This is a genomic window from Rhodococcus sp. (in: high G+C Gram-positive bacteria), from assembly GCF_049591685.1.
Classification (GTDB): domain Bacteria; phylum Actinomycetota; class Actinomycetes; order Mycobacteriales; family Mycobacteriaceae; genus Rhodococcoides.
On the sequence record NZ_JBAWFH010000543.1, the window covers coordinates 1 to 11,988 of the forward strand.

11 protein-coding genes are annotated in these 11,988 nt (G+C 65.5%); 10 read left to right on the forward strand and 1 reads right to left on the reverse strand.

The genetic code is table 11. The features are described from left to right. Positions 1 to 144: 144 nt before the first annotated feature. Positions 145 to 828 (reverse strand): B-4DMT family transporter, encoded by a 684-nt coding sequence (locus WBQ44_RS22215; protein WP_495568823.1) that lies wholly within the window; start codon positions 826 to 828, stop codon positions 145 to 147. Between the two features lie 124 nt (positions 829 to 952). Here WBQ44_RS22215 and WBQ44_RS22220 point away from each other — a divergent pair, with 124 nt between their 5' ends. The 10 genes from WBQ44_RS22220 to pyrF form a co-directional block, all read left to right on the forward strand. Further along, positions 953 to 2,056, forward strand: coding sequence for a M24 family metallopeptidase (locus WBQ44_RS22220; RefSeq protein ID WP_495568824.1), 1,104 nt, complete (start codon positions 953 to 955; stop codon positions 2,054 to 2,056). A gap of 94 nt (positions 2,057 to 2,150) precedes the next feature. Further along, complete coding sequence (efp, locus tag WBQ44_RS22225) at positions 2,151 to 2,714, forward strand: elongation factor P (RefSeq protein ID WP_495568825.1); 564 nt, start codon at positions 2,151 to 2,153, stop codon at positions 2,712 to 2,714. A gap of 67 nt (positions 2,715 to 2,781) precedes the next feature. Beyond that, positions 2,782 to 3,420 carry a transcription antitermination factor NusB gene (gene nusB, locus WBQ44_RS22230; RefSeq protein WP_495568833.1) on the forward strand — a complete coding sequence of 213 codons (639 nt, stop codon included), beginning with the start codon at positions 2,782 to 2,784 and terminating at the stop codon, positions 3,418 to 3,420. 116 nt (positions 3,421 to 3,536) lie between these two features. Then, positions 3,537 to 4,124 carry a bifunctional pyr operon transcriptional regulator/uracil phosphoribosyltransferase PyrR gene (gene pyrR / locus WBQ44_RS22235; RefSeq protein ID WP_495568826.1) on the forward strand — a complete coding sequence of 196 codons (588 nt, stop codon included), beginning with the start codon at positions 3,537 to 3,539 and terminating at the stop codon, positions 4,122 to 4,124. After that, positions 4,121 to 5,149: an aspartate carbamoyltransferase catalytic subunit gene (locus WBQ44_RS22240; protein ID WP_495568827.1), complete on the forward strand. Its 1,029-nt coding sequence runs from the start codon at positions 4,121 to 4,123 to the stop codon at positions 5,147 to 5,149. The genes pyrR and WBQ44_RS22240 overlap by 4 nt, the downstream gene beginning before the upstream one ends. Beyond that, entirely contained in the window at positions 5,146 to 6,447 is a 1,302-nt protein-coding gene (locus WBQ44_RS22245; RefSeq protein ID WP_495568828.1) for a dihydroorotase, read from the forward strand. The genes WBQ44_RS22240 and WBQ44_RS22245 overlap by 4 nt, the downstream gene beginning before the upstream one ends. 4 nt (positions 6,448 to 6,451) lie before the next feature. Then, complete coding sequence (locus tag WBQ44_RS22250) at positions 6,452 to 6,964, forward strand: PH-like domain-containing protein (protein WP_495568829.1); 513 nt, start codon at positions 6,452 to 6,454, stop codon at positions 6,962 to 6,964. Then, complete coding sequence (gene carA / locus WBQ44_RS22255; RefSeq protein ID WP_495568830.1) at positions 6,961 to 8,094, forward strand: glutamine-hydrolyzing carbamoyl-phosphate synthase small subunit; 1,134 nt, start codon at positions 6,961 to 6,963, stop codon at positions 8,092 to 8,094. The genes WBQ44_RS22250 and carA overlap by 4 nt, the downstream gene beginning before the upstream one ends. After that, the gene (gene carB / locus WBQ44_RS22260; RefSeq protein ID WP_495568831.1) at positions 8,094 to 11,489 is read left to right on the forward strand and encodes a carbamoyl-phosphate synthase large subunit; all 3,396 of its coding nucleotides are present in this window, start codon (positions 8,094 to 8,096) and stop codon (positions 11,487 to 11,489) included. Before carA ends, carB begins: the two co-directional genes overlap by 1 nt. Next, positions 11,486 to 11,988 (forward strand): orotidine-5'-phosphate decarboxylase (gene pyrF, locus WBQ44_RS22265; protein ID WP_495568832.1); only part of this gene is annotated, 503 nt, incomplete at its 3' end. The genes carB and pyrF, both read left to right, overlap by 4 nt.

Below are 11,988 nucleotides of genomic sequence, written 5' to 3' on the forward strand. Positions count from 1 at the left end.
GATCCGAGCCTGCTCGTGGCCGCTTACTCGGCGATCGCAAAGGAGGATTCGGGTTCGTCGACGACCGGAATCATGCTGTAGCGCGCAACGGCCGAGGGGCCACCGGGCGTGTGCCCGGTGGCCCCTCGCGCACTGTCGAAGCGTCTAGGTGTTGTCTCGGTGCTTGCTGGACGCGGATGGGTCTCCCGCGCGCGGATCGGCAGCATTCGAATCGATGGCTTGGAACACCTCGGTGTCGGCGTTGTCGTCCGCCCACCGCGTCTGATTGTCCTGCGTTCGGTCGTTCTGCACGGCACTGCCGGACGCCTGCTGCGCGGACGAGCCGCTGACCGCACCTGCTCCGACCTTGTGGCGGTCGCGGCGCTTGCTGTCCCGCTCGGAATCGCTGGCAGCGAGCTTCTTGTTGGCCTCGCGCCCGGCGAGAAGCCGACCGAGGAAGACGGCGAGGGTGGCGGGCACGAAAATCACCAGGATGGTGAAGGCGGCGCCCGAGGTGAGCTCGAACACGAGGGTGTTCTGGCCGAGGCTGAAGTCGACGACGAGCTGGATCAACCACGTGACCAGGCCGGCGGCGAGGCCGCCCAGCACTGCCGCCTTGAGCCAGATCATGGTCAGGTCGGCACCGTATTCGGGATCGGGATTCGCTCGACGGTCTCTGATGCCGTCGATTCCGGCCCACACGAACACCGCGAGCAGTACCACTGCGATGCCGAGCCACCGAAGTTGTGACCCGTGCAACGGCCACTGCGTCACGGCGACTCCCAGCACGATTCGCACCCCCACGTTGATCAGACACATACCGATTCCGCGTACTACCCACCCTGTCATGGGGGACAGCCTAACCTCGAGTGTCGACAGATGTGTCCGACCCCACACATGTGGGGATTCACCACAACCGGGGTGAGGTGCCGCGACGAGGTCCGAGGTGACCGACCGGCGGTACCGTGGACGGATGCCTGTGGACTACAGCGGCAGACGCGCCGCGCTCCGAAACCGAATGGAAGCGGAAGATCTCGCCGCCGTTCTGGTCACCGACCTCCTCAACATCCGCTATCTGACGGGCTTCACCGGATCGAACGCCGCACTGATCGTGTCGGCGTCGGACTCGGTGACCAACGAGGACAACACCGTCGTCTGCACCGACGGTCGCTACCTGACGCAGGTCGCCGACCAAGTCCCCGACCTGCGCGCCATCATCGATCGCTCGTCGGCCGCGGGCTTGCTGCGTAGCGACGTCGCACCACGGTCGGCTCCGATCGGATTCGAATCGCACGTGGTGACGGTCGATCAGCACATCGCGTGGAGCGAGTTGGACCCGTCGTTGACGCTGGTTCGAAGCCCCGGCCACGTGGAGGCTCTGCGCATGGTGAAGGACGAACACGAGATCGGACTGCTCCGCGACGCGTGCCGCGCCGCCGACGCCGCGTTCGCCGTCCTGATCGAGCAGGGAAAGATTCGCGCGGGACGCACCGAGTCGGAGGTCGCGCGCGAACTCGAGGCGCTGATGGTCGAACACGGCGCCGACGGCATTTCGTTCGAGACGATCGTTGCGGCGGGTGCGAACTCGGCCGTTCCTCATCACCGTCCCACCTCGGCCGTCCTGGCCGACGGTGATTTCGTCAAATTCGACTTCGGCGCTCTGGTGGGCGGTTATCACTCGGATATGACGCGCACCGTGGTCATCGGCACGCCGCAGGATTGGCAGAGGGACGTGTACGCGCTGGTCCTCGAGTCGCAGGCAGCCGGTAGGGCAGCGCTCGCGCCCGGGGTGAGCACCGCGTCGGTGGACCTGGCGTCGCGTTCGGTGATCGACGACGCCGGCTACGGGGAGTTCTTCCTGCACGGCCTCGGACATGGCGTCGGCCTCGAGATACACGAAGCGCCGGGAATCGCGAAGACGAGCACCGGTACACTGCTGTGCGGTGCTGCCGTGACCGTCGAGCCGGGGGTGTACTTCTCCGGTCGCGGAGGCGTCCGGATCGAAGACACACTGATCGTGCGTGACGACGGCCCGGAGCTGCTCACCATGACCAGCAAGGAACTCACCCTCGTGTGAATGTACGGCGAGTACGAGATTTCTTCACCGACTCAAGACGCAAAAACCAGGTGTGCGCAGGACGCGCACGAGAACACGAGGAGACGGTTAGCCAGTGGCTTCCACCAGCGATTTCAAGAACGGTCTCGTCCTCAGCATCGAGAATCAGCTGTGGACGATCATCGAATTCCAGCACGTAAAGCCGGGTAAGGGTCCCGCCTTCGTGCGTACCAAGCTCAAGAACGTGCTTTCTGGCAAGGTCGTCGACAAGACGTTCAACGCGGGTGTCAAGGTCGAGACGGCCACGGTCGACCGACGCGACATGACGTACCTGTACCACGACGGCAGCGACTACGTCTTCATGGACGGCGACACGTTCGACCAGATTTCGATCTCCGAGGCGACGGTCGGCGACGGCGCCCGCTTCATGCTCGAGAACATGAAGGTTCAGGTTGCAACTCACGAGGGTGTGCCGCTCTACGTCGAGCTGCCCGTCACCGTCGAGCTCGAGGTCAAGCACACCGACCCGGGTCTTCAGGGTGACCGCTCGACCGGTGGCACCAAGCCCGCGACGCTCGAGACGGGCGCCGAGGTGTCCGTGCCGCTGTTCGTCAACACCGGCGACAAGCTCAAGATCGACTCCCGCGACGGCAACTACCTCGGGCGTGTGAACTCCTAGCGTGTCCTCTACCAACAATCCGTCGAAGAAGACCTCGGTGGGCGGCCAGTCCGGGCGTCAGGAACCGGTGAAGAAGCTCGGGGCGCGTCACAAGGCCCGCAAGCGGGCGGTCGACTTCCTGTTCGAGGCCGAGGCCAGGGACGCCGATCCGGTCGACCTCGCCAAGGAACGTATCGAGCTGGCCCGGGGTGACGACTCGATCGCTCCGGTCAGCGAATACACCGAGACGCTGGTCGGAGGCGTCGCGGAGAATCTGGACCGACTCGATTCCGTCATTTCCGATCACCTGAACGACTGGACTCTGGGTCGTCTGCCGGCAGTCGACCGAGCCATTCTGCGGGTCGCGGTGTGGGAACTCTTCCATGCTCTCGACGTGCCGCCGGTCGTGGCGGTCGACGAAGCCGTCGAACTCGCGAAGCAGCTCTCGACGGACGACTCGCCGGGGTTCGTCAACGGAGTCCTCGGACAGATCGTGCTCGTCGCCCCGCAGGTTCGCGCTGCTGCCGCCGCCGTGTCGTCTCGCGCGGCTGTTTCCAAGGATGCGGCTGTTTCCAAGGATGCGGCTGTGTCTCCGGAGGCCGCGGAGTCGGTCTCGTCCGACGGTGCCGAGCAGTCGACGCCTCCCGACGGTGCCGAGCAGTCGACGCCTCCCGACGGTGCCGAACTGTCGACGCCCCCCGACGCTGTGCACCGGCAGGCGGAGTAACCCTGCTCACGCGGCGCTCCCCGGATGCAGGTTCGGGCGAGCGCCGTTGCTAGGCTGTCGAACCGTCAGACATCCTTTAACGATCCGTCCAGAGAGGCGGAGAAGGAGGTCGTAGTTTGCCTGCGCCCGAACAACCCTCCGTGCCCGGCCAGTCCCGCGAGATTCTGTCCGCGGCGGACGTGGGTCGGACCATCGCCCGCATGGCGCACCAGATCATCGAGAAGTCGGCCCTCGACGCCGACGATGCGCCCCGCGTGGTCCTGCTTGGCATTCCCACCAGGGGCACCATTCTCGCCGAGCGTCTCGCCGAACGAATCGAAACGTTCTCCGGTGTGCGGCCGCCGGTCGGATCACTGGACATCACCCTGTACCGGGACGATCTACGCGGCAAACCGCATCGGCCCCTCGAACGCACATCCGTGCCGCCGGGTGGCGTCGACGACGCATTGGTCGTTCTCGTCGACGACGTTCTGTTCTCGGGACGCACGGTCCGGTCTGCGCTCGACGCACTCCGCGATCTAGGTCGGCCACGCGCCGTCCAACTCGCCGTTCTGATCGACCGCGGTCACCGTGAACTTCCGCTTCGGGCCGACTACGTGGGCAAGAACGTTCCCACGTCGCGTACCGAGGACGTCTCCGTGCGGCTCGTCGAACACGACGGGGACGACGGAGTCGGTCTCGCCGATCGCCGGAGCGCACAGTGAAACACTTGCTGTCCGTGGCCGATCTGACGGCCGATACCGCCATCGAGTTGCTCGACGAAGCCGACCGGTTCGAGCAGGCGCTCCTCGGCCGTGAAGTCAAGAAGCTGCCCACTCTGCGTGGCCGCACCATCATGACCGTGTTCTTCGAGAACTCGACCCGCACGAGGGTGTCGTTCGAGGTCGCGGGCAAATGGATGAGCGCAGACGTCATCAACGTCAGCGCGAGCAGCTCGTCGGTGTCGAAGGGTGAGTCGTTGCGAGACACCGCGATGACCCTCAGGGCCGCCGGTGCCGACGCCCTCATCGTGCGTCATCCGGCGTCGGGCGCAGCCCATCGGATCGCTGAGTGGACGTCGGGCCAGGGCACCGGTAGCACGTCCGGAAATATTGTGGGCTCGGGCACTCTTGCGGGCTCGATGGCCGTCGACGGTGGCCCCGCCGTCATCAACGCCGGTGACGGTACCCATGAGCACCCCACGCAGGCGCTTCTCGACGCGCTCACGCTGCGCCAACGCCTCGGCTCCCTCGAAGGCCAACGACTCGGTTCCCTCGAGGGCCGACGGGTCGGGATCGTCGGTGACATCCTGCACAGTCGTGTCGCACGATCGAACGCGCTGCTGCTGTCGATGCTCGGCGCCGAGGTTGTACTCATCGCGCCGCCGACGCTGTTGCCGGTCGGGGCGTCGCAGTGGCCCGTCCGCGTGTCGCACGACATCGACGCCGAGCTGCCGAGCCTCGACGCAGTGCTGATGTTGCGAGTGCAGGCCGAACGGATGAACGGCGGGTTCTTCCCGTCCCCGCGCGAATATTCGATCACGTACGGGCTGTCCCAGAAGCGGATGAATCTACTGCCCGAGCACGCCGTCGTGCTGCATCCGGGTCCGATGCTTCGCGGCATGGAGATTGCCTCCTCGGTGGCGGACTCGCCCAGAACTGCTGTATTGCAACAGGTTACGAACGGAGTTCACGTGCGCATGGCGGTCCTGTTCCGATTGCTCGTCGGTGTGGACGGAGGCTCGGAATGAGCGTATTGCTCCGCGGCGTCCTCCTCTACGGCGAGGGACCCGAAACCGACGTCCTGATCGACGACGGCCAGATCGCGGCGATCGGACCCGACCTCGATTCGGACGACGCCGAGGTCGTCGCGGCCACCGGACACGTCCTGCTTCCTGGATTCGTCGACCTACACACGCACCTTCGTGAGCCTGGACGCGAAGACACCGAGACGATCGACACAGGCTCGGCTGCGGCCGCACTCGGCGGATACACCGCCGTGTTCGCGATGGCCAACACCTCTCCGGTCGCCGACTCCGTGGTCGTCACCGACCACGTGTGGCGGCGCGGCCAGGAGGTCGGACTCGTCGACGTGCACCCCGTAGGCGCCGTCACGGTCGGTCTCGCGGGCAAGCAGCTGGCCGAGATGGCCACCATGGCCGCGGGCGTCGGCAAGGTTCGCATGTTCTCCGACGACGGCCACTGCGTCGACGACCCGTTGATCATGCGGCGCGCGCTCGAATACTCGAGCTCTCTGGGAGTGCTCATCGCGCAGCACGCCGAGGAGCCTCGTTTGACCGTCGGGGCGATCGCGCACGAGGGCCCCACTGCGGCACGGTTGGGCCTGGCGGGCTGGCCCCGCGCCGCGGAGGAATCGATCGTGGCGCGAGATGCACTGCTCGCCCGCGACGCTGGAGCCAGGGTGCACATCTGCCATGCATCGACCGCAGGCACTGTGGAATTGCTGAAATGGGCGCGCAGTCAGGGCATCTCGATCACCGCGGAGGTCACGCCGCACCATCTGCTGTTGGACGACTCTCGCCTCGAAACGTACGACCCGATCAACAAGGTCAATCCGCCCCTGCGGGAGTTCTCGGATGTCGAAGCTCTTCGACGCGGTCTCGCCGACGGCACCGTCGACTGCGTGGCCACCGATCATGCTCCGCATGCGGAGCAGGACAAGTGCTGTGAGTTCTCGCAGGCTCGACCCGGAATGCTGGGGCTCGAAACGGCGTTGTCCATCGTGGTTGCCACGATGGTCGAACCGGGCCTGCTGGATTGGCGGGGCGTCGCCCGCGTCATGAGCGAGCGACCTGCGGAAATTGTGGGCCTTCCCGACCAGGGGCGCCCCATCGAAGTGGGAGAGGTTGCCAACCTCGTCGTCGTCGACCCGAACACCTCATGGACGGTTTCGGGCAAGCAACTCGCGAGCATCGCGGACAACACCCCGTTCGAGGCGATGACGTTCCCGGCGAGGGTCGTCACCACGTTGCTCCGCGGCCGCATCACGGCCCACGACGGTGTGACACGCAGAGCAGGAGGGAAGTAGTCGAATGGACAGGATTCTCATCGTCATCGCATTCGTCTTCTTCTGGATCGCAATGATCGCGCTGATCTTCAAGGGCTGGCGAGGCCGACAGAAGCGTCAGGCCGAGTCGATCGGCACGTTTCCCGAAGTCCCTGCCGACCTCGGCACAACCCTGATCGAGCCGTCGACCGGTCTGTATGTGGGAAGCACCATCGCACCGAGCTGGCAGGACCGCATCGCCGTCGGCGACATCGGACACCGCGCTGTCGCCGAACTCTCGCGACACGAACACGGAATCCTGATGACGCGAGTCGGCGAGTCGACCATTTGGATCCCGCGCGCATCCATCCGCGCGGTCCGCACCGAACGTGGCCTCGCCGGAAAGGTCATGTCGAAGGACGGCCTTCTCGTCATCCGCTGGGTACTTCCCACCGGCACCGAGATCGACACCGGCTTCCGCGCGGACGACAAATTCGTCTACCCCACCTGGGTGGACACAGAACCCGATACGAACGATTCGAAGGAGACAACGGCGTGAGCAGCGCAGTTCTTGTTCTGGAGGACGGCCGGACATTCCGCGGCGTGACCTTCGGAGCCCAGGGCCGAACGCTCGGCGAGGCCGTGTTCTGCACCGGCATGACCGGCTACCAGGAAACACTGACCGATCCGAGCTACCACCGTCAGATCATCGTCGCGACGGCTCCGCAGATCGGCAACACCGGCTGGAACCAGGAAGACGGCGAAGCCGCCAGTGCGCAGGACCCCAACAAGATCTGGGCGGCAGGCTTCGTCGTTCGCGATCCGGCCCGCCGCACCTCGAGTTGGCGTTCGACCGGCACATTGCAGGACCAACTCGAATCGCAGAGCGTCGTCGGCATCGCAGGCATCGATACCCGCGCACTCGTTCGGCACCTGCGTACCCGCGGATCCATGCGTGCTGGCGTCTTCTCGGGAGACGCTCTCGGCACCGAAGACGACATGCTGCAACAGGTGCTCGGTCAGCCGTCGATGCTCGGAGCCGACCTTGCAGGCGAGGTCACCACCTCGACCGGCTACACCATCGAGCCCGTCGGCGATGCCCGGTTCACCGTCGTCGCCGTCGACCTCGGGATCAAGACCAATACGCCGCGCATGTTCGCGCAGCGGGGCATCCGCGTGCACGTCGTGCCGTCGGCCACCGACATCGACGAGATCACCCGGTTGAATCCGGACGGCGTCTTCCTCTCCAACGGCCCGGGTGACCCGGCAACCGCCGACTCCAACGTGGCCTTGACCAGGCATGCGCTCGAACGCGACCTGCCGCTGTTCGGTATCTGCTTCGGCAATCAGATTCTCGGCCGTGCGCTCGGGCGTTCGACCTACAAGATGAAGTTCGGCCACCGCGGCATGAACATCCCCGTCGTCGAGCACACCACCGGGCGTATCTCCATCACCGCGCAGAACCACGGGTTCGCACTCGAAGGTGAAGCGGGCGAAGAGTTCGACACCGACTTCGGCCGGGCCCGAATCAGCCACACGTGCGCCAACGACGGCACCGTCGAAGGCGTCGAATTGCTGAGCGGGCGCGCGTTCTCGGTTCAGTACCACCCCGAGGCCGCGGCGGGTCCACACGACGCCGCGTACCTTTTCGATCGGTTCACATCAGTGCTCGAGGGAGTTGACAAGTAATGCCACGCCGCGAAGATCTGGGACACGTCCTGGTCATCGGCTCGGGGCCGATCGTCATCGGTCAGGCCTGTGAATTCGACTACTCGGGAACGCAGGCCTGCCGCGTGCTCCGCGAGGAGGGCCTGCGCGTCAGCCTGGTCAACTCCAACCCGGCCACCATCATGACCGACCCGGAGTTCGCCGATGCCACGTACGTCGAGCCCATCACCGCCGATTTCATCGAGAAAATCTTCGCCCGTGAAGCGGCGCAGGGGCACCCCGTCGACGCCGTACTCGCGACACTGGGCGGCCAGACTGCACTCAACGCCGCGGTCGCGTTGCACGAACAGGGCATCCTCGGCAAGTACGACGTGGAGCTCATCGGCGCCGACTTCGACGCCATTCAGCGCGGCGAGGATCGCCAGAAGTTCAAGGACATCGTGGCCAAGGTCGGCGGCGAAAGTGCCAAGTCGCGCGTCTGCTTCACCATGGACGAGGTCCGCGACACCGTCGACGAGCTCGGTTTCCCCGTCGTGGTGCGGCCGTCGTTCACGATGGGCGGTCTCGGCTCCGGTTTGGCGTACAACGACGCCGACCTGACGCGCATCGCCGGTGGCGGTCTGTCTGCATCTCCGACCGCGAACGTTCTGATCGAGGAGTCGATTCTCGGATGGAAGGAATACGAACTCGAGCTCATGCGCGACGGCCGCGACAACGTCGTGATCGTCTGTTCCATCGAGAACGTCGACCCCGTCGGCGTACACACCGGCGATTCGGTCACCGTCGCACCTGCCATGACGCTCACCGACCGCGAGTACCAGAAGATGCGCGATCTCTCGATCGAGATTCTCCGCGAGGTCGGCGTCGACACCGGTGGCTGCAACATTCAGTTCGCGATGGATCCGGCCGACGGCCGACTCGTCGTCATCGAGATGAATCCTCGGGTGTCCCGGTCGTCGGCACTGGCGTCGAAGGCCACCGGTTACCCCATCGCCAAGATGGCCGCCAAGCTCGCGATCGGGTACACGCTCGACGAGATCGTCAACGACATCACCAAGGAAACACCCGCCTGCTTCGAACCGACGCTCGACTACGTCGTCGTCAAAGCACCCCGCTTCGCTTTCGAGAAGTTCCCTGGAGCCGACGGCACCCTCACCACAACGATGAAGTCCGTCGGTGAGGCGATGTCCATCGGCCGCAACTTCACCGAGGCGTTCGGCAAGGTCATGCGGTCTCTCGAAACCAAGCGTGCCGGCTACTGGACCGGACCCGAAGTGCCCGCGAAGAACCTCGAATCGCTCCTGCAGGACCTGTCGGTTCCGCAGGACGGCCGCATGTACGGCATCGAGAAGGCGTTCGAGCTCGGCGCGACCATCGAGCAGCTGTTCGAGGCGACCAAGATCGATCCATGGTTCCTGGACCAGTTCCAGCAGATCCACGAACTGGGCCACGAGCTGCGTGCGGCCACCGAGTTCGACGAGGCTCTGCTGCGTCAGGCCAAGTATCACGGCCTCTCCGACCGGCAGATCGCTGCGCTGCGGCCGGAACTGGGGGGCGAGGACGGGGTTCGGGCACTGCGTGACGAACTCGGTGTGCACCCGGTGTACAAGACCGTCGATACCTGCGCGGCGGAATTCGAGGCCAAGACGCCGTACCACTACGGCACTTACGAGCTCGACCCCGAGGCAGAGTCCGAGGTCGCCGAACAGCGCGATCGCGAGAAGGTACTAATCCTCGGTTCGGGACCCAACCGCATCGGCCAGGGCATCGAGTTCGACTACTCGTGCGTGCATGCGGCGCAGACGCTGTCCGAAGCCGGCTACGAAACCGTCATGATCAACTGCAACCCGGAGACGGTGTCCACCGACTACGACACCGCCGACCGGCTGTACTTCGAGCCATTGACATTCGAGGACGTGCTCGAGGTGTACCGCGCCGAGGCCGCCTCAGGCACGGTCAGGGGCGTCATCGTCCAACTCGGCGGCCAGACGCCCCTGGGGCTCGCGAAGCGACTGAAGGCTGCGGGCGTGCCCATCGTCGGTACCAGCCCCGAAGCGATCGACTTGGCGGAGGATCGCGGTGAGTTCGGCCGAGTACTCACCGAGGCGGGTCTTCCCGCTCCGAAGTTCGGAACGGCCACCACGTTCGACGGGGCCCGCGAGATTGCCGGGGGCATCGGCTACCCGGTTCTGGTACGCCCTTCCTACGTGTTGGGAGGCCGCGGCATGGAGATCGTCTACGACGAAGCATCCCTCGCCGACTACATCTCCCGTGCAACGGAAATCTCGCACGATCGTCCGGTGCTCGTGGACAGGTTCCTCGAAGATGCCGTCGAGATCGACGTCGACGCGCTGTGCGACGGCACCGAGGTCTACCTCGGCGGCGTGATGGAGCACATCGAGGAAGCCGGAATCCACTCCGGTGACTCGGCCTGCGCTCTGCCGCCCATCACGCTCGGCCGGTCCGACATCGAAAACGTGCGCCGGTCCACCGAATTGCTCGCCAAGGGCATCGGTGTGAAGGGACTGCTCAACGTCCAGTACGCCCTCAAGGACGACATCCTCTACGTGCTCGAGGCCAATCCTCGGGCCAGCCGCACCGTTCCGTTCGTCTCCAAGGCGACCGCGGTGCAATTGGCCAAAGCATGCGCCCGAGTCATGCTCGGCGAAACGATCGCCGACCTGCGAGCGAGTGGAATGCTCCCCGCTGCCGGTGACGGCGGGACCACCCCGCAGGGCGCGCCCATCGCCGTCAAGGAAGCTGTCCTGCCGTTCAACCGGTTCCGTCGCGCCGACGGAACCGGCGTCGACACCTTGCTCAGCCCCGAGATGAAATCGACGGGCGAAGTGATGGGTATCGACGCGGACTTCGGCACAGCGTTCGCGAAGAGCCAGACCGCCGCGTACGGGTCGCTGCCGCTGTCCGGTGCGGTGTTCGTCTCGGTCGCCAACAAGGACAAGCGCTCGCTGATCTTCCCGGTCAAACGGCTCGCCGACCTGGGCTTCTCCATTCTCGCCACGGAGGGTACCGCGGAGGTTCTTCGGCGCAACGGGATCACCTGCGAGCAGGTGTACAAGCAGTCCGGTGAGGACGTCCCCGAGGGGCAGTCGACGATTGCCGATCGGATACTCGCCGGCGACGTCGCCATGGTGATCAACACCCCGTACGGCAACTCCGGACCCCGCGTCGACGGGTACGAGATCCGCAGCGCGGCCGTATCGCAGAACATCCCGTGCATCACCACGGTGCAGGGCGCGTCCGCAGCAGTGCAGGGCATCGAGGCCGCCATCGCAGGCGACATCGGCGTCCGCTCACTACAGGACCTGCACGCGGCACTGGCGAGCCAGGCTGCGGCGTCAGGTTCGCAGCCGGGCGGGTTGGGAACGTCAACGGGCGGCTTGGACACGCGCGCATGACACAGCACAGCTGGCCGGATCGGCTCCGCGCAGAAACCTCCGCCCGCGGGCGTCTCTGCGTCGGAATCGATCCGCACCCGGCTCTGCTGGAGAAGTGGGGACTTCCGCGCGACGCCGACGGACTGGAAGCGTTCGCAGAAATCTGTGTCGAGGCCTTCGTCGGTGAGGTGGCTCTCGTCAAGCCGCAGGTCGCGTTCTTCGAGGCCTACGGCAGCGCGGGTTACGCCGTGCTCGAGCGGACCATCTCGGTGCTGCGCGATGCAGGCACGCTCGTTGTGGCCGACGCCAAACGCGGCGACATCGGCAGCACGATGAGCGCGTACGCCGACACCTGGCTGGGCGAGGATTCACCACTGTCGTCCGATGCGGTGACGGTGTCGCCCTACCTCGGTTTCGACTCTCTGACCGAGACGGTGGCACGGGCGTCCAAACGGGGGAGGGGGCTGTTCGTCCTTGCGCGCACCTCCAACCCCGAGGGTGCCGCCGTACAGAATGCCCG

Coding starts and splice junctions, on each gene's coding strand:
- WBQ44_RS22215 (WP_495568823.1), bottom strand. CDS start 828: ATGACAGGGTGGGTAGTACGCGGAATCGGTATGTGTCTGATCAACGTG.
- WBQ44_RS22220 (WP_495568824.1), top strand. CDS start 953: ATGCCTGTGGACTACAGCGGCAGACGCGCCGCGCTCCGAAACCGAATG.
- WBQ44_RS22245 (WP_495568828.1), top strand. CDS start 5,146: ATGAGCGTATTGCTCCGCGGCGTCCTCCTCTACGGCGAGGGACCCGAA.
- WBQ44_RS22250 (WP_495568829.1), top strand. CDS start 6,452: ATGGACAGGATTCTCATCGTCATCGCATTCGTCTTCTTCTGGATCGCA.
- carB (WP_495568831.1), top strand. CDS start 8,094: ATGCCACGCCGCGAAGATCTGGGACACGTCCTGGTCATCGGCTCGGGG.